Here is a 23,876-nt window from a genome sequence, read left to right on the forward strand (position 1 = left end):
ATGCCTATGCTCAACCAAGCCCCTTTCCGCAACCGACCGGCCCCGGCACCCTTCGCCCGGACGCTGGCCGCGGCGGTCTCCTCGGCCATGCTGGCGCTGGCCGTACCGCCGGCCGGAGCGGCCGCCGCCGCAGGCCCCGCCAATGCCTCGGCGGCCGACGGCGTGGTGCTCAACTTCGTCAACACCGAGCTGGAAGCGGTGGTACGCGCGCTGGGGCAGTTCACCGGCAAGACCTTCCTGGTCGATCCGCGGGTGAAGGGCCAGCTGACACTGGTTTCCGAGAACCCCGTCAACCGCGACACGGCCTATCGCATGCTGCTGGGCGCGCTGCGCATGCAGGGCTTCGCGGTGGTGGAAGTGGATGGCGTCAGCAAGGTGGTTCCGGAAGCCGACGCCAAGCTGCAGGGCAGTCCCGTCACCAGCGGCGCCGGCGCCAACAGCGGCCAGCTCGTCACGCAGGTGTTCAAGCTCAACTACGAAAGCGCGACCAATCTCGTGCCCGTGCTGCGGCCCATGATCGCGCCGAACAACCCGATCAACGCCTACCCGGGCAACAACACGCTGGTCATCACCGACTACGCCGACAACCTCAAGCGCATCGCCAACGTCATCGCCAGCGTCGATACGCCCTCGGCCATCGCCACGGACCTGATCGAGATCAAGTACGGCATCGCCACCGACGTGGCCGCGCTGGTCACCAAGCTGCTCGACCCGGGTACCGGCGGCGACGCCACGCAGCGGATCACCGCGGTGGCGGACCCGCGCACGAACAGTGTGCTGCTGCGGGCCAGCAGCCCGGCGCGCAACAAGCTCGCGCGCGACCTGATCGCCAAGCTGGACAACCCAGCCGCCCGTGCCACGAACATGCACGTCGTCTACCTGCGCAACGCCGAAGCGGTCAAGCTGGCCGAAGTGCTGCGCGGCGTGCTGACCGGGCAGTCGGGCACCGGCACGATGGGCGGTACCGGCAGCCTGGGCGGCGGGATGAGCGGCGGCCTCGGCACGGGCCTGGGCGGCTCGACCGGCCTCTCGGGCAACAACACCTCGTCCCTCGGCAATAATTCCAATACCTCGGGCACGTCCGGCGCCCTGGGCGGCGCGACCGGGCTGGGCGGCTCCAGCACCCTGGGCAGCGGCACGACCCAGGCCGGCTCGACCGTGTTCACGGGCGGCGGCGCGACGGTGCAGGCCGACGCCACCACCAACACGCTCATCATCACCGCGCCCGAGCCGCTTTACCGCAGCCTGCGCGAGATCGTCGACCAGCTCGACGTGCGCCGCGCGCAGATCTTCGTCGAAAGCCTGATCGTCGAAGTCTCGGCCGAGACCGCCGCCGAGTTCGGCATCCAGTGGCTGACCGGGCTGGGCAACCTGAACGCGGGCAACGGCACCGCCGTGGTGGGCGGCACCAGCTTCGGCGGCACGGGCTCGAACATCATCGGCGCGGCACAGAACATAGGCTCCATCGGCAAGGGCCTGAGCATCGGCATCGCCAAGGGCTCGGTCAACATCCCGGGCATCGGCCAGGTCACCAACCTGGGCTTCCTGGCCCGTGCCCTGGAAACCCAGGCCGGCGGCAACATCCTCTCCACGCCCAATCTGCTGACCCTGGACAACGAACAGGCCAGCATCATCATCGGCCAGAACGTGCCCTTCATCACCGGCCAGTACGCGCAGACCGGCAGCACGTCCACCGTCAGCCCCTTCCAGACCATCGAGCGCAAGGACGTGGGCCTGACGCTCAAGGTCAAGCCGCAGGTATCCGAAGGCGGCACGGTGAAGATGACCATCTACCAGGAAGTCAGCAGCGTCGACGAGAGCAAGTCCAACAGCGCGGGCATCATCACCAACAAGCGCGCCATCGAATCCAACGTGCTGGTGGACGACGGCCAGATCATCGTCATCGGCGGCCTGATCCAGGACCAGGTCACCGGCAGCGTGGAAAAGGTGCCGGGGCTGGGCGACATTCCCGTGCTGGGCAACCTCTTCCGCTACGACAACCGCAAGCGCACCAAGACCAACCTCATGGTGTTCCTGCGGCCCTACGTGGTGCGCGAAGGCGGCTCGCAAAGCAGCCTGATGATCGACCGCTACGAATACATGCGCGCGCAGCAGGCCCAGGCGCAGCCCGGCTCGCACTGGCTGCTGCCCGACATGCAGGCGCCCCAGCTGCCGCCGCGCGTGCCGGGCGTGGGCGATCCCGTCCAGAGCGGCCGCGCCGGGGCGGGCAACGTGCCCCCCACGACCATTCCGCGCGACGTCTCCGCCCTGCAATCGACCGACCCGACCATCGTGCTCCAGGTGTTCGGCGCGCCCTCGGAAAGCGAAGCCCAACTGGCGGCGCGCCGGGTGGCCGACGCCGGCATGAGCGCCTACGTGGTCCACGACGACGCGCAGCGCTGGGACGTGCGCATGCGCGTGGCGCGCGACCGCGTCACGGTGGACACGACACTGGCGGCCCTGCGCGACCTGGGCTATGCCGCCGAGATCGTGACGCGGCCATGAATCCGCTGCCTTATTCGTGGGCCCGCGCCCAGCGGGCACTGCTCAGCATGCGGCCCGACGGCAACCTGCTGACGGTCAGCCCGCGCACGCCGGCCTGGGCCATCGCCGAGGTCCAGCGCCGCCATGGCGCGGTGCGCATCGCGCGGATTTCCGACGCCGAACTGGAAACCCGCCTGACCGCGGCCTACGCCGACACCGGCGACGCCGCCGCAGTGGTGGGCGCCGCCGAGAACGAGATCGACCTGGCGCGCCTGATGCAGGATATCCCCGAAGTGGAAGACCTGCTCGAAACCCAGGACGACGCGCCCGTCATCCGGATGATCAACGCGCTGTTCACCCAGGCCGCGCGCGACGGAGCGAGCGATATCCATATCGAGCCCTTCGAGACCCACTCGGTGGTGCGCTACCGCGTGGACGGGACGCTGCGCGACGTGGTCAGCCCGCGCAAGGCGCTGCACGCGGCATTGATCTCGCGCATCAAGATCATGGCCAACCTCGACATCTCGGAAAAGCGCCTGCCGCAGGATGGCCGCATCGCGCTGCGCGTGGGGGGCCGTCCCATCGACGTGCGGGTATCCACGCTGCCCACTGGGCACGGCGAACGCGCGGTGCTGCGCCTGCTGGACAAGGAAGCGGGCCGGCTCGAGCTGTCGCGCCTGGGCATGGACGCCGGATTGCTGCAACAGCTGGACCGGCTCATCCACCAGCCCCACGGCATCGTCCTGGTCACCGGCCCCACCGGCAGCGGCAAGACCACCACGCTGTACGCCGCGCTGGGCCGGCTCGATGCCTCCACCACCAACATCCTGACGGTGGAAGATCCGATCGAGTACGACCTGCCCGGCATCAGCCAGACCCAGGTCAACTCCAAGATCAGCATGAGCTTCGCGCTCGCGCTGCGCGCCATCCTGCGCCAAGATCCGGACGTGATCATGATCGGCGAGATCCGCGACCTGGAAACCGCGCAGATCGCGGTACAGGCCTCGCTGACCGGCCACCTGGTGCTGGCGACGCTGCACACCAACGACTCCGTGTCCGCGGTGACCCGCCTGACCGACATGGGCGTGGAACCCTTCCTGCTGTCGTCCTCGCTGCTGGGCGTGCTGGCACAGCGCCTCGTGCGGCGCCTGTGCCCCGACTGCAAGGCGCCGCACACCGAGCCGGACGGCCGCACGGTGTACCGGCCGGTGGGCTGCGCCACGTGCAGCCATACCGGCTACGTCGGCCGCACCGGCATCCACGAGCTCTACACCGTGGACGACACGCAGCGGCAACTGATCCATGAAGGCGCGGGCGAGCAGGAACTGCGCAGTGCCGCCCAGGCGGCCGGCATGCGCACCATGCGGCAAGACGGCGAGCGCTGGATCGATTCGGGCACGACCTCGCCTGAAGAAGTGGTGCGGGTAACACGGGATGTGTAGGAGGAAGGGCTGACATGCCTTCGTATCGCTTCGAAGCCGCCGACGCACTGGGCAAGCTCGACCGTGGGATGATCGACGCCGACAGCCCGCGCGCGGCGCGCGCCCAGTTGCGGGCGCGGGGGCTGACGCCCCTGGCCGTGGAGGAGGCCGGCGCCCAGCGCAGCAGCGGCGCAAGCCGCGGCTGGTTCGGCCCCCGCATGTCCGACTCGGAACTGGCCTGGGCGACGCGGCAACTGGCCAGCCTGCTGGCGGCCCGCCTGCCGCTGGACGCGGCGCTGACCGCGACGGCCGAACAATCCGAGAAAAAGCACGTATCCGAGGTCCTGGCCGCCGTGCGCGCCGACGTGCGGGCGGGCCACCGGCTGGCCGACGCGCTGGCCACCCGGCCGCGCGATTTTCCCGACATCTACCGCGCCCTGGTGGCGGCGGGCGAGGAGTCCGGCGACCTGGCGCACGTCATGGAGAAGCTGGCCGACTACATCGAGGAACGCAACGCCCTGCGCATCAAGGTCCTGACCGCCTTCATCTATCCCGCGGTGGTCGCCCTGGTATCGGTCGGCATCGTCATCTTCCTGCTGGGCTACGTCGTGCCGCAGGTCGTCAGCGCCTTTTCGCAGGCACGCCAGGAACTGCCCATGCTGACCCGCGTCATGCTGAGCCTGAGCGACTTCGTCCGCAGCTGGGGATGGCTGGTCGCCCTGGTCCTTGCCGCCGCGCTGACCGGCTGGCGCATGATGTTGCGCGCGCCCGCCACGCGACTGGCCTGGCACACCCGGTTGCTGAAGATGCCGCTGGCCGGCCGCTTCATCCTGGGCCTGGACGCCGCCCGCTTCGCCTCCACCCTGGCCATCCTGACCGGCAGCGGGGTACCGCTGCTGCGGGCGCTGGACGCGTCGCGCCAGACGCTGGGCAACGACCGCCTGCGGGCCAGCGTGGACGACGCCACGTCTCGCGTGCGCGAGGGCGTATCGCTGGCCTCGGCGCTGCAGGTACAGAAGACCTTTCCGCCCCTGCTGGTGCACCTGACCGCCAGCGGCGAGAAGACCGGCACCCTGCCCGAGCTGCTCGAACGCGCGGCGCAGACGCTGTCGCGCGAGGTCGAGCGCCGCGCCATGGCGTTGACGGCACTGCTCGAACCGCTGATGATCCTGCTGATGGGCGGCTTCGTGCTGCTGATCGTACTGGCGGTGTTGATGCCCATCATCGAAATCAACCAGCTCGTGCGCTAGCGCACGTTGCACCGGCGGCGCCAGCGCCGCCGGGTTCGCCGCATCCGACTCATGAAGAAACCCGCCGGCCATTCCAACGACCACCTCGAGAATTCGTTGGGATACCTGCTGCACCGCGCGGCCCACATCATCGCCGCCACCTTCGGCGACGAACTGAAGGCGGACGACATCCCGCTGTCCGTCTGGCGCGTGCTGGCCACGCTGAACGACCGCGACCACCAGTCGCTGAGCGAACTCGCCAGCCATACCGGCGCCGAACTGTCCTACCTGTCGCGCACCGTGGCGCAGGCCGAAGAGCGCGGCTTCGTCATGCGCTCGGCGCAACCGGGCGACAAGCGCGCGACCAGCGTCTCCATTACCCCCGCGGGACGGGCCATCGTCCGCAAATTCTCTCCGTTGACGCAGACCCTGCAAAAGCAGTGGCTGGCCGACATACCCGACGCCGACGTGGAAGCCACCTTCCGGACGTTGCGCGCCGTGTACCGGAACGCGGTCGCCGGCGCTTCGCCCTCTTCTCCGGTCAACCGCAAGATCACGGTGGCCCGCAGGGTCAACAAGCGCGCGACGCTCAAGGCCGACTCGCACTGACCCGCCTTTTCCCCCGGGGAATTCCCTAGGATCTTCGTCGCGCCAAAAAGGTTGTTTAAACTACCATTTAGTGATCCAATGCTTCGCATGCGCTGCGTGGGCATGACTCGTGTCGAGAACTGCTCCGTGGTTCCGATGCCATTGCTTGCCCGAGGTCCACCATGAAGCTCGTCACGATCGACGCGACCCCCGGCGGGATTGCCGGCGCCCTGCTGGAATCCGGCGAGATCCTGCACCTTGGCCGCGCGGCGGCCCCCGGCACGATAGAGGCCTGGCTGCCCGCAAGCGTGCGCGGCATCCTGCAGGCGGGCCCGGAAGGGCTGGAAGCCGTGCGCCGCCTGGTCCGCCGCGCGGAAGGGCTGGGCGCTAGCGAACGGGACCGGCTACGCAGCACGGGAGCCCTGACCGATGCATCGGCGACCCCGCTGCTGGCTCCGGTGCCTGATCCCCGTTTGATCCTTGCGGCGGGCCGCGCCTACGGCGCCCACGTCCGCGAGATGGGGGGCGGCCCGCCGCCCCATCCGACCGCCTTCCTCAAGAGTCCTGACAGCGTGGCCGGCCCCGGCGCCCGCATTCCCATCCCCGCCGGCATCGAACAGGTCGACTACGAAGGCGAACTGGCCGTCGTCTTCGGCCGCGCCTGCCACCGCGTGCGGCCGGCACAGGCGCTCGACCACGTCGCGGGTTACATGGCGGCCAACGACGTCTCGGCGCGCGACTGGATGCCGGGCGTCCAGGCCGCCCGCACCCCGGTCGAAGGACGCCAGAGCTGGGAACTCAACATCATGGGCAAGCAGTTCCCCTGCTTCACTCCCATGGGGCCGGTGCTGGCCACGAGCGACGCAGTCGGCGATCCGTCGTCGTTGCAGCTCGTCACCCGGCTCAACGGCCGCGTCATGCAATCGACCAGCGTCGGCGACCTGATCCATCCCATCGCCGAGACCATCGCCTACTTCTCGCAGTGGTACCGGTTCCAGCCCGGCGACGTGCTGCTGACCGGCACCCCGGCCGGCGTCGGCTTCGGCCGCGACCCGCAGGTCTTCATGCACCCGGGCGACCAGGTCGAGGTCGAGATCGCCGGCATCGGCACTTTGCGCAACGACATCGCGGCCGCCTGACGCATCCGCGACAAGAGAGGAGACCAGACATGAACATCGAAAGCATCGTCCCGGCGCCGGCCCATGCCGGGTCGGTCGTCAGGCCCTATGTGCTGTCCCATGGCACCCTGGAGTGCTATGACATCGAGAAATCCAGGCGCTTCTATGAAGAATTCCTGGGACTCGAATGCGTGCACCATGCCTCGCGCGGACTGTCCATCCGCTGCGGCCTGAAGTTCCACATCGTCTGCCTGGAAGTGGGAGAACGCCTGAAGCCCGTCAGCGTCTTCAACCACTGGGGCCTGGACGTCGCCACCCCGGCGCAAGTCGACGCTGCCTGGGAAGCCGCCAGGGCGCTCCAGGAAAAGTACGAGATCCGGCAGGTCCTGTCGGTCAAGAGCCAGCACGGCGTGTACTCGTTCTACCTGGAAGACCTCGACCATAACTGGTGGGAGATCCAGCATTACGACGGCTTCCAGCACGACGACGTCTTCGCCGCGGGCGATCGCCACAGCATGGCCGACCGCCCTTCCCAACGCCGGCTGCGCCAGGGCATCGACGCCACGCGCACGGACTGAGCGCCGGCCAGTTCCTCCAACGACAATCACCAGCGAGACACCGATGAACGACGACCTGCCCGTGCTCGACGCATTCACCCATCTCATGCCTCCCGCCTACCTGCGCGAGGTGGAGCGGCTTTCGACCAACCGCGACATCGCCAAGCGCCTGGGCACCGTGCCCATGCTCCATGACGTGCCCCGCCGCATCGAGATGATGAAGGGCTTCGGCGACTACCGGCAGGTGATCTCGCTGTCCCAACCCTCGGCCGACAACGTCCTGGGGCCGGAGGCCTCGCCCGCCCTCGCCCGGCTGGGCAACGACGGCCTGGCCGAGATCGTCGACCGCCACCGCGCCTACTTCCCGGCCTTCGTCGCGAGCCTGCCCTTGAACGACATCGAGGCGGCGCTGGAAGAATTCGACCGCGCCGTGCTCGAGCTGGGCGCCGCCGGTATCCAGATCGAGACCAACATACACGGCGCGCCGCTGGACCATCCGAGCTTCCTGCCCCTGTTCGAGCGCGCCGTCCACCACGACGTGCCGATCTGGATGCATCCCCACCGCGGCGCCGGCTACGCGGACTATCCGACGGAAGGCAAATCCCGCTTCGAGATCTGGCAGGTGCTGGGCTGGCCCTATGAAACCAGCGTGGCGATGGCGCGCCTGGTGTTCTCGGGGCTGATGACGCGCCTGCCCACGCTGAAGATCATCACTCATCACCTGGGCGGCATGATTCCCTACTTCGAAGGCCGCGTCGGCACGCTATGGGACCAGATCGGCGTACGCACCGCGGACGAGGACCTCGGCTACATCAAGGACATGCTCGGCGACCGCCCCGTCGACTGTTTCCGCCGGTTCTACGGCGACACGGCCGTGGGCGGCTCGGCCTCCTCCATACGCTGCGGACTGGACTTCTTCGGCAACGACCATGTGGTGTTCGCCAGCGACTGCCCGTTCGATCCCGAAGGAGGCCCGGGCTTCATCCGCGACACACTGCGCGCCATCCGGTCCCTGGCGCTGCCCGCCGACGCCCATCGCAAGATCTGCCATGACAACATCGCCGGGCTGATAGGCCTCGCGCACAAGGCCGCGCCCGCGGCAGCCACCAGCGTCCAGGAGGCCTGACATGAAACGCTTCGGGATCATGCTCACCGCCGCGCTGGCCGCCTTGACGGGTGGCGCGGGCGCACAGACCTTTCCCACGCGGCCCGTCACCGTCGTCGTACCCTATACCCCCGGCGCCGGAGGGGATTTCGTCGCCCGCAAGCTGGCCCCGGAAATGGCGCGCGTCCTGGGCCAGCCCGTGGTGGTCGAGAACCGCGTCGGCGCAAGCGGCACCATTGGAACGTCCGGCGTGGCGAAGGCGCCTCCCGATGGGCACACCCTGCTCTCGACCGCCGACACCATCACCATGCTTCCGTACCTGTACAAAAGCGTCACCTTCTCGCCTTCAAAGGACTTCGCGCCGGTGGCCATGGTCGCGACCGGCACGTGGGCGCTGGCCGTCACGCCTTCGCTACCCGCGCACTCACTGGCCGAACTCGTCGAACTGGCCAAGAAGCGTCCCGGCGGACTGTCCTATGCCTCGCCCGGGCTCGGGACGCCGCACTACTTCCTGATGGAACTGTTCAAGCAGACCGCCAGGATCGACATGCTGCACGTCCCCTACAAGGGCATGTCGGGACTCGTCACCGACCTGATCGGCGGACAGGTGCAGGCCGCGCTGCTGTCCCTGAACGTTGCGCTGCCCCACGTGGCGGCGGGCAAGCTGCGGCTCGTCGCCGTCATCGCCGACCACCGCTCGCCGCTGGCGCCCGCCATACCCACCTTGCAGGAAGCCGGCTACGCCAACTTCCCGTTCGCGCCCTGGATAGGCCTGCTCGCTCCCGCCGGCACTCCACGGCCCGTCGTCGAGCGTCTGCACCGCGCCGTCGGGCAGGCCCTTGCCTCGGCAGAAATCCGCGAATCGCTGCACCAGCAGGGGCTGGAAGTCGCCCTGAGTTCCCCCGAAGAACTGGGCACGCGCATCCGCGCCGACATGGAACGGTGGAAGGCATTGGTCGAACGCTCCGGCGTCGAGCCCGAATGAGCGCGCGACCTGGCGAAGGGCAGCGCTTCCAGCGGAGTTGACGGCGGGGCGGCAGGCGCCTGATGATGCGCGGTGAAACGGCGCGCCGCCCCAACCGGGCGCGCCCCGCCACTCACCCAGGGACACGCCATGACGACCATCTACGATTTTTCCGCCACGGACATCGAAGGCCGCGACGTACCGCTCGAGCGCTTTCGCGGCAAGGTGCTGCTGGTGGTGAACGTGGCCTCGCAATGCGGATTCACCCCCCAGTACGCGGGCCTGGAAGCCATGTACCGCACCTACCGCGAACGCGGCCTGGAAATCCTGGGCTTCCCCTGCGACCAGTTCGGCCACCAGGAGCCGGGCAGCAACGAGAGCATCCGGGACTTCTGCAAGCTCAACTACGACGTGACCTTCCCGATGTTCGCCAAGATCGACGTCAATGGCGACGGGGCCCATCCGCTCTACCGCTGGCTGAAAAGCGCCAAGCCCGGCCTGCTGGGCACCGGCGCCATCAAGTGGAACTTCACCAAGTTCCTGGTCGATCGAACCGGCGTGCCCATCGCCCGCTACGCGCCCACGGACAAGCCGGAATCGATCGGACCGGATGTCGAGGCGGCGCTGGGCTCCGGTCCGGCTTCGTCCTGACCGGCCACGATCAATCCCGCGCCTCGGCGTCCCTGCCTGGAATCTCCACCCCCGGGATACCCGCCAGGATCTCCGACAGGATATCGATGAACCCGTGAACCGGTGCGGAGAGCGTCTTGTGGCGCTGCCAGGCCACGACCACCTTGCGCCTGATGACCGGCTCGACCAGGGCCACGCTGCGCAGGGCTCCCCCGAACAACTCCGACGACAAGGCCATGGGCGGAATGATGGACAGCCACCCCGGCCTGAGCGTGACGTGCAACAGGCTCTGCAAGGAGTCGATTTCCAATTGCGGCCGCAAGACCAGTCCTTGCAGGCCGAACTGGGCGTCGATCAGGTTGCGCATGGACTTGTAGCGCGACGGCAGCACCAGCTGGAACCCGGCCAATTCATTTCCCCGCACGTGGTCCCGGTCCGCGAGGGTACTCCGATGACCGACCACCACCAGGGCTTCGGTGGAAATATCCCGGGTCTGCATGTTGAGCAGGTCCTGCGTCGTGCTGAGCAGCGCGCACTCCAGGTCGCCGGAGATCAGCCAACTGATCAGGTCGCTGCGGTACCCGTCGCGGGACAAGAATTCGACCGCCGGATGGCGCTCGCGGAACGCCTCCAGCGCCCGCGCCATCACGAACTGGTGAAACGACGCCTGGGCGCCGATCCGGATCTTGCCGCTGAACCGGTCCGCGCCGCTCGCCAATACCGCTCCCGCGCGTTCGAGTTCCGTCAGCACGCGGATGCAATGCCGGTAGAACTCGTGCGCCAGGGGATAGGGCGTCACGCCATGCGGGTCCCGGCTGAACAGTTGCACATCGTGATATGCCTCCAGCCGCTTGATCTGCTGGCTGATCGCGGGCTGGACGACGTGCAGCCGGCGGGCTGCGCGCGTGATGCTGCCCTCTTCATAAAGCGCGACGAAGCAGCGTATCTGGCGTATGTCCATGCTGGGCACCCGGACAGGGAGTGATGCGCGCTTGGGGCCCGGGCATCCCGTTCAGCGGCTGGGAACGACACCCGGCGGCAGGCTCGCGACGTGCTCGGCGATCGCTCCGGGCGTCGTCAGCCATACCCGGTGGCGCTGCGAGGCGATATGGGACAGGATCCGCCGCAATTGCCTGATGCGATGGGGCTGTCCGGTCAGGAACGTATGCAGCGACAGGCAATATACCATCGGGTATTGCGCCGATTCCTGGAGCTGTTCGTCGAACGCATCGATGGCCATGCGCGTGAACTCCTCGTCGCTCGCTCCCCGGTTCACGTAGGCGGGCAGATCGTTGAGTTCCATCGACGGATAGGGCACCGCGAGAATGGGGCCGTGCTTGGTGCGGAACCACATGGGCTGGTCGTCGAACCACCAGTCGAGCATGTATTTCCATCCCAGTTCCTTGAGCAGTTCCGGCGTGTTCGGGCTCTGCGAGATGAACGGTCCCAGCCATCCGGCCGGCGCCTTGCCCTCATGCCGCTCGAACAGCGACTTGACCTCGCCCAGCATGGTCCGCTCGGCGTCCGGCGCCATGTCGGCCTGGCGCTCGGAGTTCGTACGCCCGTGTCCGACCATCTCGTCGCCACGCTGCCGGCATGCCTCCAGTACCTCCGGGCAGACGTCGTAGACCGATCCGTTGGCCAGCACCGCCAAGGGAAATCCGAACGACTCGAATTCCCGCAGGATGCGCCACACCCCCACGCGATTGCCGTAGTCGCGATAAGCGTATCCGCGGTGGTAGGGAGCGGATGGCATGGAGGTGAAATCGTTGCCGGGATTGCGCCCGAACTCGAAGCCCTCGATGTTGAGGGCGAAATAGACCGCCAGCCGCTTCCCCTCCGGCCAGTCGTAGACCGGCCGGGTGACGATGGCGCTGTAATCGTAGCGATCGTTGCCGTGTTCGAATTTCTTCACTTCCCATCCTCCTCTGCCACCGCCGGCGCCAAGCCTTCGAGCGCCGCCAGCAGTGTCCTGGTATCCATCACGTCCGCGTACTTCTCCGCCATGTCGTAAAGATTGACGGCATGCGAGGCCTGGTTCCGGTCGTAAACCGCGTCCGAAGGCACGGCGACTCGATAGTTGTAGGAAAACGCGTCCACCACGCTGCTGCGCACGCAGCCCGACGTCGCGCAACCCGTCACCACCAGGGTGTCGGCACCGGTATTGACCAGGTAGCTGGCCAGCGGAGTGCCGAAGAACGCACTGGGATGTTTCTTGGGCAGCAACACGTCGCCCGGACGAGGCGCGATGGACGCCACGAACTCGTAGCCCTTGGCCGGGATCTGCATCATGGTCGGCACCTTCTCCGTCAGCCGGCCCTGGTCGAAGCCGAACTTGGGCGCGACGTGGGGATACAGCACCGGCCAGTTCCTCGCGCGAAACAGCGCCAGCAATTCGGCGATGTGCTCGATGGCCCGCCACGCCGTATCACCGCAGGAAGTGGCGAACTCCTGCACGGCCTGCTCGAACGGCATCGGCCTCGTCCCGGCCGTGCGGTATTGCACGTCGATGATCAACAGCGCCGGCCGTCGGCCCAGGCCCGACGGCCGGCCAAACCCGGCCAAGCGGGAAGCGGCCCGGTCTCGTTCGGGGATGAGCTGGTCCCATATTTCCGACATGTCGCTTTCCTCCTCAACGCGCACCGCGCACGATATCGACGATCCGGGCCGCGTCGCGGGCCTCGGCACCTCGCCACGCCACGTGGCCATCGGGGCGCACCAGCACCAAGGGCGCGCCATACGCCCGGGCCGCTTGCCCGGATTCGATCCGGTGCACCGCCAGCGGCATCCCCCTGCGATCCGCTTCGCGCACGAACCGGGCCGCCTCGGCCATGGCCCCGTCGCCGAATGCCAGCAGCGTGAATCCCCTGCCAAAAAGATCGAGTGTCGACCGCCCCGGTTCAAGCCAGGCGTGCGGCGCGCGCGCCCCCGGGCGTGCGGTCTGCTCGTAGCGCGAGTATTCGTCGGGAACCGGCGGCGTGCCGTCCGCCACGCACAGCGGCGATTCGTCGTAGCGGTATCCCATCTGCAACCCCCACGACTGCCACTCGTACTGCGTGGCGCGCTTCATCTGCTCGCCGATCTCGCGGCGCGCCGCCTCCGCCTGCGCCGTGTCCTCCAGCAGGTACTCGCAGCGGGGCGGCGACACCCAGGTCTTGTAGTTGTGGGTCGAGTAGGCGGCATTGCGCACCGCTACCGGCTGGCGCTCCTGCGTGTAGGCCGGCAGCAGGGCCGGCCCGCCCCACCCCTCGATCATCGCCTGCAGCTTCCACCCCAGGTCCGCCACGTCGCCCAGGCCCGTGTTCATGCCCATGCCACCGGTGGGCGACATCGTGTGCACGGCATCGCCGGCCAGCAGCACCCGTCCCCGCCCGTAGCTCCCGGCCACCAGTTCGGCCCGCTTCCACGGCAGGATGGACACCACCTCGAACGCGATCCGGTCCGTACCCAGCGCGCGCTGCACCCAGGCTCTGGCGTCGAAGGCTTCCATGTCGAACTTCGCCGCCGTGCCATACACGGTCAGCCGCCACACATCGCGCCCATCGATCACCGTGACGTTGCCCCAGGTTCCCTCCGGCCCGATCAACAGGAACCGCTCGGCGGCCTGCTTGCCGCACTGCTCCAGCAGCCCCGGGCAGGAGAACAGCACGCTCATCGAATAGTTCAGGTGGCCCCGGCCTTCCATCTCGATGCCGAGACCGGTCCGGATCGTGCTGCCCGCGCCATCGCATCCGACCAGATAGTCGGCCCGGATAGCCAGGGGCGCGTTCCGGCGCAGGTCCGTGGCGCGGATCAGGACGTGTTCCGCATCCTGCTCGAAGCCGTCGACCCGCGTCTCGACCCGGATCGTGCCGCGGCCGCTGTCCCGCAGCGCCCTCTTCAAGACCGGATCGAGCCAGTGCTGCGGGCAGCGTTGCTTCTTCTCCGGCGACCACTCGGGCAGCGGCATGGCTGCCAGCGCGGGATACTCGTCCCTGGCCAGCGTATGGCCGGCCAGGCTGGTGCAGAACTCGATGGAAAGCGCGAAATCGCCGGGAAACCCGCTTTCCCGGACAGCTTGCGCGATTCCCCAGCGCCGGAAGAGCTCCATGGTCCGCACGGAAACGAACCCCGCTCGCGGATGGGTCACGTGCCCGTCTTCCTTTTCCAGCACCATCGCGTCGATACCCCGCCACGCGAGATCCAACGCCAGGGACAAGCCCACCGGACCGGCACCGACGATCGCCACCGGGGTGGACAACACTTCTTCAGTCATACAGTCACTCCACCGAAACCTTTGCATCCGTCACCACCTGCTTCCACTTCCTGCCTTCGGCTACCACCGCCGCCGAAAACTGGTCCGGCGTCTCGTCCACGGGCATATAGCCGAGCCTGGCGATTTCCGCCCGCACCGACGGCTGCTGACTGGCGTGGCGGAACGCGGTATTCAACTTGGCCAGCACACCCGCGGGAATCCCCTTGGGGGCCACCAGCCCGAACCATTCGAGCGACTCGAACCCGGGATATCCGCTCTCGGCAAAAGTCGGCAGATCGGGAACCAGCGGATTGCGCTCCAGGCTGGAAATGGCGATGGGGCGCAAGCCCCCGTCCTGCATGTGAGGCAGCATGTGTCCCAGCGCGATGAACGCCATGTCCAGGTGATCGCCGGTCAGGTCCGTCAGCACTTGCGCGTTGCCCTTGTAGGGGATATGGATCATGTCGATTCCGGCGCGCGCCTTGAACAGCTCGCCGGTCAGGTGGATGATCGATCCCACGCCCGCGGAGCCGAAGCTCAGCCTGCCCGGCCTGGCCTTGGCCAATGCCACGACGTCCGCGACCGTCCGCACGGGCAGCTTGCTGTTGACCGCCAATACCAATGGCCCGCGCACGGCCCGGCTGACCGGCTGGAAAGAAGCAAGCGGGTCGTAGGGCAGCGAGGCATACAGCGATGGCGCGACCGCCAGTGTGCTGGTGCCGCCCCACAGCAGCGTGTAGCCGTCGGCCGCCGCGCGGGCCGCCTGACCACCTCCCAAGGTGCCGCCAGCGCCCGGCCGGTTGTCCACCACGACGGTCTGGCCCAGCTCCGGGGCAATGGCCCGCGCGAAAATGCGGGCGGTGACATCGGTGGGCCCGCCCGCCGCGAACGGCACGATCAGCGTGACGGGACGGCTGGGATAGTCAGCCGCCCAGGCCGTGGACAACACCGCCGCGGACAGTGCCCAGGCCAGCACGATACGGGCGTGACGTCGCCACGCTTGTCTGGAAGCGTTCATGTGATTCTCCTGAAATTGCGCGGTCGCCGCCGCGCCGTGAAAACTAGACGGGAATCCGGCCTGCCCATCCGCCATAGAGCGGCTCGCCCACACGCTCCGGGGCCAGGTAGGCCTCGCCGCCGGCCTCCCTCACCATGGCCCAGGCCAGGCACAGGTTGGAAGACACGACAGGCTTGCCTGTCGTGGACGAGACTTCGACCAGGGCCCTGAGCGTCGGCATGCCGGTCCCCGTGAACATGATGGCGTCGGCATCCTGCCAGCGCAGCCGGCTGAACGAAGACATCACCAGGGGAGTCGTGATGCCGTAGATATCGCGCGTGTCGCTGGTGTCCAGCGACACCGAGGCACAATCGACGACGTCCAGGCCCACGGCTTCCCAATAGCGTTTGCTGGCCTCGACCAGGAACGGCGGATAAGGCGCGAAAAGGGCGACCCGCCTTGCGCCGAGGTGATCCAGGGCCCGCCGCAGCGCCTGCGCCGAGGAAATGACGGGATAGCCGAAGCGCGCCGACGCGGCATCCAGCGCCCGCCGCTCCTCATCCGCGCCCACCAAATACGAGCTACCGGTGCAGGCATAGCCCAGCACATCCAGCCTGGCGCTGTCGTAGCTCTCCAGGCTGGACGGCAGATTGATCAGGTAATCGATCAGCCGCTGGCGCGAATCCGTGCGGCTGCCTTGCAGACGAGTGACAAGCATCGAGAATCCGGCAGGCAGCAGGGCCGCCAGTTCGGGCTCGACCACGGGATTCGCCTGCGGAACCGCCACGCCCAGCACCGCACCATTGCCATACTCGCGTACCACGTCGCTCATGACATTCCTTCGTTCCAGAGTCGAAGAAATTATCTGCAGGCGACGCCATCGGGACAATTAACTTTGGTTGATGGGGGGTATCACGCAGCACCCCACCCTGGGCAAGCCTCCCGTTTCATGGGAGCATCTGCGCTTTCCGTCAGAAAGCGAGCAACAGCATGAAAGAAGTCATCGACGTCGGCCTGCCCGATGTGGGCCAGCCTTTTTCCTGGGCGGTGCGCAGCGGCGGGATCCTGTTCACCTCGCAAGGTCCGGTGCGCAAGGACGGCAGCATCGACACCGGCCCGATCGAGGACCAGGCCCGCCTGACCTTCCGCAACCTGCAATCGGCGGTCGAGGCCGCGGGCGGCACGCTGGACGACGTCACGCAGGTGCTGATCTACATGACCGACGTCAACGACATGAAGGCCATCGACGCGGTCTACCGCGAGTTCTTCACCGCGCCCTACCCCAGCCGCTCCAGCGCGGCCGTCGCCGCCCTGGTCGTGCCGGGCATGAAGGTGGAGATCGTGGCGTTCGGGGTGGTCAACAAGTAGCGGGGATCACTCCCGGTCCAGCACCTCGAAGGGCGAGGCCGAGCGCTTGATGTAGCCCAGCACGATGTTGGACTCGATGTCGCGCACGCCGGGCGCGCGATACAGGCGGTTGACGATGAAGTCGGAGTAGTGGCTGACGTCCCGCGCCCTGACCACCAGCATGTAGTTGGCCCCGCCCGTGACGATGCGGGCGGACAGCACCTCCGGCCAGTCCTTGATGGCGGCCACGAAGGCTTCGTGCCATCCCTCCACCTCGTGACGCATGGACACGTGCACCACGGCCTCAACTTCCAGGCCCAGCTTGGCGTAGTCCAGCACGCAGCTGTAGCCCTGGATGATGCCCGCTTCCTCCAGCAGTTTCACGCGCCGCAGGCAGGCCGATGGCGACAGCGAGACCTGGGCCGCCAGGTCCTGGTTGCTGATGCGGCCGTCGCGTTGCAGGCACTCGACGATGCGCATGTCGAGGCGGTCCAATTTTATTCGCATTAGATTTCAACTTTCTTTTCGAATTTCGAATTTTATTTGAATTCAGCCCTGCACGGGCGTCGAAAATGCCAGCACATTCGACGGCCGCTTCGATAAGATTCCGCTTGAACACACGGCGTTGCGGCCCGCGCACGCCGCCCCCTAGCCGCGACGCCATGCCCCTGATAGACATCAGCCCCCCGCTTTCCCCCGCGACCCCGGTCTGGCCGGGCGACACGCCGTTCCAGCAGGCCGAGGTCTGGCGCATGGAAGGCGCCTGTCCGGTCAACGTGGGACGCGTCACGCTGTCGCCGCACACCGGCGCCCATGCCGACGCGCCGCTGCACTACGCGCGCGATGGCGTGCCCATCGGCGCCGTGCCGCTCGATACCTACCTCGGCCCTGCCCGTGTCATCCACTGCCTGGGCGCCGGTCCGCTGGTGGAACCACGCCACATCGAACACGCGCTGGCCGATGTGCCGCCGCGTGTCCTGCTGCGCACCTACGCCCGCAATCCGGTCGAGCGCTGGGACAGCGGCTTTTGCGCGATCGCGCCTGCCGCCATCGCGCTGCTTGCGCGGCATGGCGTGCGGCTGGTCGGCATCGACACCCCCTCGATCGACCCGCAGGAATCCAAGACCATGGACGCGCACCGCGCGGTGCATGCCGCGGGCATGGCGATCCTCGAGGGTCTGGTGCTGGACCAGGCGCCCGAAGGCGACTACGAACTGATCGCCCTGCCGCTGCGCTTCGCCACGCTGGACGCGAGTCCCGTGCGCGCGGTGCTGCGGCCGCTGCGCTGATCCTCCCATCCCGTTTCAACGACCCATCGTCCAGGACGTTCCTCCATGACTGCCTCCCGGCAAGACACCGACGCATCCCCCGCCTCGTGGCACAACGCGCAGATGGACTTCTCCAAGTCCATGAGCTATGGCGATTACCTCGGCCTAGACCAGTTGCTGGGCGCCCAGCATCCGCTGTCGCCCGACCACAACGAGATGCTGTTCATCATCCAGCACCAGACCAGCGAACTTTGGATGAAGCTGATGCTGCACGAGCTGTTCGCGGCCCGCGCCTGCATCCAGCGCAGCGAGGTGGAGCCGGCCCTGAAGATGCTGGCGCGCGTCTCGCGCATCATGGAGCAGCTGGTCCATGCCTGGACGGTGCTGTCGACGATGACGCCGTCGGAATACACCAAGTTCCGCCAATACCTGGGCAGCTCGTCCGGCTTCCAGTCGTTCCAGTACCGGCAGATCGAGTTCGTGCTGGGCAACAAGAATGCCGCGATGGTGGCGCCGCATGCGCATCACCCCGAGCGCAAGGCACTGGTGGAAGCGGCGCTGGAAGCCCCCTCGCTGTACGACGAGGCGCTGATGCTGATGGCGCGGCGCGGCTTCGCCATCGCGCCGGAGCGCCTCGCGCGGGACTGGACCCTGCCCACGCAATACGACGCCTCGGTCGAGGCGGCCTGGCTGAAGGTCTACGCCGATCCGGATGCCTGCTGGGACCTGTATGCGCTGGCGGAGAAACTCGTGGACCTGGAGGACGCCTTCGGCCAATGGCGCTTCCGCCACGTGACGACGGTGGAGCGCGTGATCGGCTTCAAGCGCGGGACCGGCGGCACGGCCGGGGTCAGCTACCTGCGCAAGATGCTGGAGGTCGTGCTGTTCCCCGAGCTCTGGCAGATGAGAACGAATTTGTAACCCCCCCTACGCGCTGACGCGCGCCCCCCAGGGGGCGGCACTGGCGGACCGGCGGAGCCGGATCCGCTGTGCCCTGGGTAGAGCGGCGCTTGAAAGGCGCCGCTCTATAATCGATCGATAGTTCCAAGGAAAATCGTTCCATGTTCGAGCACGTTCCCCGCTATGCCGGCGATCCCATCCTGTCGCTGGTGCAGACCTTCCTGAAAGACCCGCGCGAGCACAAGGTCAATCTCAGCATCGGCTTCTACTACGACGGCGCCGGCAAGGTGCCCGTGCTCGGCAGCGTGAGCCAGGCCCGCGACCGCATCGACACCTCGGTGCCCGCGGTCTACCTGCCGATGGAAGGCGATGCCCAGTACCGCAAGGCGATCCAGGAAACCGTGCTGGGCGCCGGCCACCGCGCCGTGGCCGAGGGCCGGGTGGCGACCATCCATACCCTGGGCGGCTCGGGTGCGCTCAAGGTGGGCGCCGATTTCCTGAAGGCACATTTCCCGGGCAGCGAGATCTGGATCAGCGATCCCACCTGGGAGAACCACTACAACATCCTGGGCGGCGCGGGTTTCCCCATGCATGCCTTCCCGTACTACGACGCGGCCACCAACGGCATCCGCTTCGACGAGATGCTGGCCACGTTCGAAAAGCTGCCCGAGCGCAGCATCGTGCTGCTCCAGCCCTGCTGCCATAACCCGACGGGTATCGACCCGTCGCGCGAGCAGTGGCTCAAGATCATCGACGTGCTGGTCGCCCGCAACGCCATCCCGTTCTTCGACATGGCCTACCAGGGCTTCGGCGATGGACTGGAAGAGGATGCCTGGGTCGTGCGTGAAGTGGCCAACCGCGGCATCGCCATGCTGGTGGGCAACTCGTTCTCGAAAAACATGTCGCTGTACGGCGAACGCGTGGGCGGACTCTCGGTGGTCTGCCCCACCGCCGACGAGGCAAGCCGCGTGCTGGGCCAGCTCCAGGCCACGGTGCGCAAGAACTACTCCAGCCCCGCGCTGTTCGGCAGCCGGGTGGTCAGCACCCTGCTGAACGACCCTGCGCTGCGCGAGGAATGGAAGGGCGAAGTGGCGCAGATGCGCACGCGCATCCATGCTATGCGCAAGGGCCTGCGCGACCGGCTGCACGCCCTGCGTCCGGACCTGGACGTGGATTACTTCGTCAACCAGCGCGGCATGTTCAGCTACACCGGGCTGAACCCGGCACAGGTCGATCGGCTGCGCGACGAGTTCGGCGTCTACCTGATCCAGTCCGGCCGCATGTGCGTGGCCGGACTGTTCGAGGCCAACCTGGACTACGTGGCCGCGTCCATGGCCAAAGTGCTGGCCTGATCCGGGCCGAAGCGGCATCCGGCTCAATCGAGCCGGATGTTCGCCTTGTCGATCACCTGGCGATACAGGCCACGCTCTTCCTTGACCTGCCCTGCCAACGCCGCGGCATCGACAGCGGGCACGTCGAACCCTCGCTCGTTCAGTTGCCTGACGAAAGCCGGATCGCGCAGGATGTGGTTCAGGTGCGCATCCAGTCTGGCCCTGGCCTGGGTATCCATGCCCGCGGGCGCAAGCAGGCCAACCCAGCTGTCCACCGCCGCCAGTGCCGGATAGCCGCGCCTTATCGCCAATGCCGCGCGATGGCGGCGGCCGCCTCGGCGCCGCTGCGGCAGGCGCCATTCACCAGCGATTGCGCCAGGTAGTCGCCGCAGTAATAGACGCCGCGACGATCGGCGCCCTGCCAGGCCAGGAACCGCGCGACCTTGCGGCCATATCCCGGATAGAAGACGGGCAGCTTGCAAGCGATCCACTGGTTGTATCGGTAGACCAGGCGCCGATCGAAACCCGGTATGCGGGCGCGTATCTCGGCGCGCAAGAGACGGTCGACATCGTCGGTGCAACCCTGCTCCTGGGCCTCCCGCACGGCTTCCGGCGTCAACTGGCAATAGAGGATGGACTTGGCCTCGCCGGCATCGGCGGGCGCCGCCATCTGCTGCCAGGTCGCGATGCGGGTCGACCGGCTGCGCAGCGAGAACTCGAGGGCGGGCGCAAGCTCGCCGCGCAGCGCATAGTGGACGATACCCAGGCTGTTGTAGCGCACGGCGTCCAGCAGCGCGCGCTCCTCGTCCGATTGCCCGGAAACCAGCTTTCCCGCGTATTGCCCTTGGGTCGCGCAGACGACGATATCCGCCGCGGCCTCGAATTCGCCGGCGCCCTGGCGATACCTGACGACGGAAGCCGCCGAGGCCGCGCGCATGATGCCGGTCACCCGGGCTCCGTACTCGATGGCGAGCTTCTCCGCCAGCGCGGCGGTCAGCCGTCCCATGCCTCCCCGCGGCACGTGGACCGTATCGCGGCCCAGCAGGCTGGGGGTGGTGCTCAGGTAGAACGAGGCGGAGATGTCTTCCGGATTCCAGCTGCGCGTCCCCCGGAACACGGGCTCGACCAGGCGCTCCAGCACGCGCGGACCGGCCACCTTCCGGATGTAGTCCGCAAGCGTTACGTCGTCGTAGGCCAGCGCCGACGCCGCATGATCGGGATCGGTGCGTCCGCGCAGCCAGGCCAGGTGCAACCCCGAGCGCAGCAGCCCCGCCCGGTCGCGCCACCCCAGTCCGGGCGTGCGCAGTGCCGCGAAGCCCGGCATCAGGTCTACCCGGTATGTCGCGTCTTCCGTGCGGCAATCCGCACCGAGATTCCTGAGCGGGACCAGGGTATCGCGCAGGCCCAGCTCGTCGATCAGGGCCTGCAGTTCACTGCCGAAGGGATAGAGCAGCCGGGCGCCCGTGTTGTACGGGATCGGTCCCGCCCGGCCTTGCGCCACACGCCCGCCAGGCTGGTCGCCCGCCTCGAGCACCTTTACCTGGAAGCCCTGCTGCTGCAGGCGGAAAGCGGCGGTCAGGCCGGCAATGCCGGCGCCCACGACGATGACGGACCGGCTCATTGCGGCTTCCCCACGGTGGCGGGCAGGACCAGTTCCAGCAGGGACGGCCCCGCCGCAGCCAGCGCCCGCTCGAGCGGCGGCAGGACCGTTGGCGTGCTGACGCCCGTGGCCGAAGCCTTGACTCCCGCCCACTTCCGGGGCGTGGGCGTGGCCGGCATGCCGCCCATCGAAGGATTGCCGCCGGACTCGCTGTTCAAGCGCGACCTGCTGGAAAACCGGACGACGTTCGACGTCGCGGCGCACGAACGCGAGGTGGTCGCGGCGGCCCGCCGGCTGGTCGACCGGCATCCCGAGGTCGGCGCCATCGTCAGCGAATGCGCGAACTTCCCGGTCCATTCGGCGGCGGTGGAGGCCGATCTGGGGCTGCCGGTGTTCGACGCCTATACCCTGGTGTCCTGGTTCCACGCGGGGCTGAGGCCCCGCGCCTTCACCGCCGGGGCTTCCAGGGAAGCCTGACCTCGGCCAGCGCGCCGAAGGCCGCCTCGGCCTGCACCTCCAGCTCGCGCAGCCGGGCGGCGATCCATCCCAGCGCGAACCAGGCCTGCGAATGCGCGTCGGCCAGTCCGGCATAGTGCGTACGCGCCACGACCAGGTCGTTGATCTCGCCCAGGATGTCCTGCAGCGCCGCGAGCTTCTTGCGATAGGCGCGCACGCGCCCGGCGCGGTACAGGGGCGCCGACAGGGCGAGCCCGTAGCGCAGGCGCTTGGCCAGCTTGCGCAGCGCATGGCGGCGCTCGTCCTCCAGGCGCACGAAATGCCGTCCCTCGCGGACCAGCCGGCCGTGCCACTTCCGCAGGCGCCGCGTGACGGCGCGAGCCAGGCGGACGGCGCGCGCGGGTTCCGGCGCCACGGCCGGCGGGGGCTCCGGCAGCCCGCCGGCCAGGGGCAAGCGGGTGGCCGGCTCGCGTATCCCCACGTTCCAGGCCAGCAGGCCCAGCAGCCACGACTGGAAATCCACGGACGACGCCAGGGCGGCCGCATCCGTCCCGGCCGCCGGCTGCCACGGCAGGGGCGGCATGCCGGCGTCGACCAGGGCGGACAGGACCTCGCCGCCCATCACGTCCTGGTCGCGGACCCGGCCGAACTCGGCGAAATGCCTGCGCGCGCCGTCCTGCAAGGCAGCCGGAGGCAGCTCCGCATGGCCATCGAGCAGCTTCCAGGCCGAGCGCAGCCGGCGCATGCCGACGCGCAACTGGTGCACGTGCTCGGCGCCGCCCAGCCGAACCCCGGGAGGCGCGTCGGCGGCGGCCAGCGGCGCCGCGTTGCGGGCGATCTGTTCGAAGCATTCGGCGGTCATCGCGGCCAACGCCTCGTCGGGCGTCTCGTCCTGGCCCAGGGCTATCCCCGCGGCCAAGCGCGGCGACCAGAACGCGGCGATCTCCGCCTCCCTGACCTGGGGCCGTTCATCCAGCGGCGCGGCAGCGATGCGGGCCGCGGCGTTGGCCAGCCCGTCGCCGCGCTCGGCCTTGCTGCGCAGGTCCAGCACCAGGCCGTGCCGGGCCAGCCAGCGGCCGGCCACGACGAACAGCGCCTGGGGCCGCCCGGACACCAGCTCGAACTCCAGCTCGCATACCGGCAGCTCCAACCCCTGCGCCCGGATCGCGCCCTCGTCGTACGCCACTTCCACCGTACCCGCGCGGGTGCGCACGGCGGCCGCCTTGCGCCAGACGTCGGTCTCGTAGCGCACCCCCAGCTCGGCACCCAGGCCGGCCAGCACCGCTTCCGCCGGCGTGCCGGCATAGACGGAAAGGTCCAGCGCGCGGCCGGGACTGGGATGGTTCAATTCGACGCGCGACAGGGCATCGGCGCCGGCCATCTTGAAGGTCTGCACCCACCTCCGGCCCTCCTGGCGCAGCCGGATCGCCGCGCGCTGGCGGGCCAGTTGCCTGTCGGAAGTGTCGAAGTACATCGCGCGCAGGCGCGTGCGGGGCGCGGATGACAGGGAAGCGAACTGGCCGGCGACGGCCTTGCGCGCGGCCCAGGGGACGGAAAACTTGAGTTCTTGTTCTAGCATGAGGACGGAAAGCGAGCCATGACGGAAAATTTTCGACATGGTAGAGCTCGCCGCCCTCGAAAATGATG

General features: G+C 68.1%; 24 protein-coding genes. 14 read left to right on the forward strand and 10 right to left on the reverse strand.

From position 1 onward, the window contains the following. From gspD to CDO46_RS10135, 9 genes are all read left to right on the forward strand, one after another. Positions 1 to 2,505: a type II secretion system secretin GspD gene (gspD, locus tag CDO46_RS10095; RefSeq protein WP_243724516.1), complete on the forward strand. Its 2,505-nt coding sequence runs from the start codon at positions 1 to 3 to the stop codon at positions 2,503 to 2,505. Next, positions 2,502 to 3,926, forward strand: a complete 1,425-nt coding sequence (gspE, locus tag CDO46_RS10100) for a type II secretion system ATPase GspE (RefSeq protein WP_087838400.1) — start codon at positions 2,502 to 2,504, stop codon at positions 3,924 to 3,926. Before gspD ends, gspE begins: the two co-directional genes overlap by 4 nt. A 14-nt stretch (positions 3,927 to 3,940) precedes the next feature. Next, the gene (gspF, locus tag CDO46_RS10105; protein WP_087838401.1) at positions 3,941 to 5,155 is read left to right on the forward strand and encodes a type II secretion system inner membrane protein GspF; all 1,215 of its coding nucleotides are present in this window, start codon (positions 3,941 to 3,943) and stop codon (positions 5,153 to 5,155) included. 51 nt (positions 5,156 to 5,206) lie between these two features. Then, a complete protein-coding gene (locus tag CDO46_RS10110) occupies positions 5,207 to 5,743 on the forward strand; it encodes a MarR family winged helix-turn-helix transcriptional regulator (protein ID WP_087838402.1) in 537 nt (178 codons plus the stop codon). A gap of 161 nt (positions 5,744 to 5,904) precedes the next feature. After that, complete coding sequence (locus CDO46_RS10115) at positions 5,905 to 6,861, forward strand: fumarylacetoacetate hydrolase family protein (RefSeq protein WP_087838403.1); 957 nt, start codon at positions 5,905 to 5,907, stop codon at positions 6,859 to 6,861. A gap of 29 nt (positions 6,862 to 6,890) precedes the next feature. Then, positions 6,891 to 7,418 carry a VOC family protein gene (locus CDO46_RS10120; RefSeq protein ID WP_087838404.1) on the forward strand — a complete coding sequence of 176 codons (528 nt, stop codon included), beginning with the start codon at positions 6,891 to 6,893 and terminating at the stop codon, positions 7,416 to 7,418. Between the two features lie 43 nt (positions 7,419 to 7,461). Further along, positions 7,462 to 8,523 carry an amidohydrolase family protein gene (locus CDO46_RS10125; protein ID WP_243724515.1) on the forward strand — a complete coding sequence of 354 codons (1,062 nt, stop codon included), beginning with the start codon at positions 7,462 to 7,464 and terminating at the stop codon, positions 8,521 to 8,523. A gap of 1 nt (position 8,524) precedes the next feature. Continuing rightward, positions 8,525 to 9,487 (forward strand): tripartite tricarboxylate transporter substrate binding protein, encoded by a 963-nt coding sequence (locus CDO46_RS10130; RefSeq protein WP_087838405.1) that lies wholly within the window; start codon positions 8,525 to 8,527, stop codon positions 9,485 to 9,487. A 129-nt stretch (positions 9,488 to 9,616) separates the two neighbouring features. Beyond that, entirely contained in the window at positions 9,617 to 10,117 is a 501-nt protein-coding gene (locus tag CDO46_RS10135) for a glutathione peroxidase (protein ID WP_087838406.1), read from the forward strand. A 10-nt stretch (positions 10,118 to 10,127) separates the two neighbouring features. On the opposite strand, the gene CDO46_RS10140 is transcribed toward CDO46_RS10135, so the two are convergent. From CDO46_RS10140 to CDO46_RS10165, 6 genes are read right to left on the reverse strand one after another with little or no spacing between them, the layout of a single operon-like run. Beyond that, a complete protein-coding gene (locus tag CDO46_RS10140) occupies positions 10,128 to 11,057 on the reverse strand; it encodes a LysR family transcriptional regulator (protein ID WP_087838407.1) in 930 nt (309 codons plus the stop codon). A 51-nt stretch (positions 11,058 to 11,108) separates the two neighbouring features. Next, positions 11,109 to 12,011 carry a polysaccharide deacetylase family protein gene (locus CDO46_RS10145; RefSeq protein WP_087838408.1) on the reverse strand — a complete coding sequence of 301 codons (903 nt, stop codon included), beginning with the start codon at positions 12,009 to 12,011 and terminating at the stop codon, positions 11,109 to 11,111. Beyond that, positions 12,008 to 12,715: an isochorismatase family protein gene (locus tag CDO46_RS10150; RefSeq protein WP_087838409.1), complete on the reverse strand. Its 708-nt coding sequence runs from the start codon at positions 12,713 to 12,715 to the stop codon at positions 12,008 to 12,010. The genes CDO46_RS10145 and CDO46_RS10150 overlap by 4 nt, the downstream gene beginning before the upstream one ends. A gap of 13 nt (positions 12,716 to 12,728) precedes the next feature. After that, positions 12,729 to 14,351: an FAD-dependent monooxygenase gene (locus CDO46_RS10155; protein WP_087838410.1), complete on the reverse strand. Its 1,623-nt coding sequence runs from the start codon at positions 14,349 to 14,351 to the stop codon at positions 12,729 to 12,731. A 4-nt stretch (positions 14,352 to 14,355) separates the two neighbouring features. Continuing rightward, on the reverse strand, positions 14,356 to 15,348 hold the full coding sequence (locus tag CDO46_RS10160) for a tripartite tricarboxylate transporter substrate binding protein (protein WP_165963153.1): 993 nt from the start codon (positions 15,346 to 15,348) through the stop codon (positions 14,356 to 14,358). A 43-nt stretch (positions 15,349 to 15,391) separates the two neighbouring features. Then, positions 15,392 to 16,159 (reverse strand): hypothetical protein, encoded by a 768-nt coding sequence (locus CDO46_RS10165; protein WP_087838412.1) that lies wholly within the window; start codon positions 16,157 to 16,159, stop codon positions 15,392 to 15,394. Positions 16,160 to 16,317: 158 nt separating this feature from the next. On the opposite strand from CDO46_RS10165, the gene CDO46_RS10170 reads away from it, so the two are divergent. Beyond that, positions 16,318 to 16,695, forward strand: a complete 378-nt coding sequence (locus CDO46_RS10170) for a RidA family protein (protein ID WP_087779920.1) — start codon at positions 16,318 to 16,320, stop codon at positions 16,693 to 16,695. A gap of 6 nt (positions 16,696 to 16,701) precedes the next feature. Here CDO46_RS10170 and CDO46_RS10175 read toward each other — a convergent pair whose 3' ends face one another. Beyond that, positions 16,702 to 17,175, reverse strand: coding sequence for an Lrp/AsnC family transcriptional regulator (locus CDO46_RS10175; RefSeq protein WP_087838498.1), 474 nt, complete (start codon positions 17,173 to 17,175; stop codon positions 16,702 to 16,704). Between the two features lie 161 nt (positions 17,176 to 17,336). On the opposite strand from CDO46_RS10175, the gene kynB reads away from it, so the two are divergent. From kynB to CDO46_RS10190, 3 genes are all read left to right on the forward strand, one after another. Further along, complete coding sequence (gene kynB / locus CDO46_RS10180; RefSeq protein ID WP_176400701.1) at positions 17,337 to 17,963, forward strand: arylformamidase; 627 nt, start codon at positions 17,337 to 17,339, stop codon at positions 17,961 to 17,963. Positions 17,964 to 18,008: 45 nt separating this feature from the next. After that, the gene (gene kynA, locus CDO46_RS10185) at positions 18,009 to 18,863 is read left to right on the forward strand and encodes a tryptophan 2,3-dioxygenase (protein WP_087838414.1); all 855 of its coding nucleotides are present in this window, start codon (positions 18,009 to 18,011) and stop codon (positions 18,861 to 18,863) included. A 140-nt stretch (positions 18,864 to 19,003) separates the two neighbouring features. Next, on the forward strand, positions 19,004 to 20,194 hold the full coding sequence (locus CDO46_RS10190) for an amino acid aminotransferase (RefSeq protein WP_087838415.1): 1,191 nt from the start codon (positions 19,004 to 19,006) through the stop codon (positions 20,192 to 20,194). 23 nt (positions 20,195 to 20,217) lie between these two features. On the opposite strand, the gene CDO46_RS10195 is transcribed toward CDO46_RS10190, so the two are convergent. Then, positions 20,218 to 20,484: a tripartite tricarboxylate transporter substrate-binding protein gene (locus CDO46_RS10195; RefSeq protein ID WP_087779916.1), complete on the reverse strand. Its 267-nt coding sequence runs from the start codon at positions 20,482 to 20,484 to the stop codon at positions 20,218 to 20,220. Further along, entirely contained in the window at positions 20,475 to 21,794 is a 1,320-nt protein-coding gene (locus CDO46_RS10200; protein WP_087838417.1) for an NAD(P)/FAD-dependent oxidoreductase, read from the reverse strand. Before CDO46_RS10200 ends, CDO46_RS10195 begins: the two co-directional genes overlap by 10 nt. A 93-nt stretch (positions 21,795 to 21,887) precedes the next feature. Between CDO46_RS10200 and CDO46_RS10205 the strand changes: the two genes are divergently transcribed. Continuing rightward, positions 21,888 to 22,250: a hypothetical protein gene (locus tag CDO46_RS10205; RefSeq protein WP_087838418.1), complete on the forward strand. Its 363-nt coding sequence runs from the start codon at positions 21,888 to 21,890 to the stop codon at positions 22,248 to 22,250. On the opposite strand, the gene CDO46_RS10210 is transcribed toward CDO46_RS10205, so the two are convergent. Continuing rightward, positions 22,222 to 23,808: a CYTH and CHAD domain-containing protein gene (locus CDO46_RS10210; protein WP_087838419.1), complete on the reverse strand. Its 1,587-nt coding sequence runs from the start codon at positions 23,806 to 23,808 to the stop codon at positions 22,222 to 22,224. The genes CDO46_RS10205 and CDO46_RS10210 overlap by 29 nt on opposite strands. Between the last annotated feature and the right edge of the window lie 68 nt (positions 23,809 to 23,876).

The sequence above is a fragment of the Pigmentiphaga sp. NML030171 genome (genome assembly GCF_002188635.1).
In the GTDB taxonomy this organism is placed as follows: domain Bacteria; phylum Pseudomonadota; class Gammaproteobacteria; order Burkholderiales; family Burkholderiaceae_B; genus Pigmentiphaga; species Pigmentiphaga daeguensis.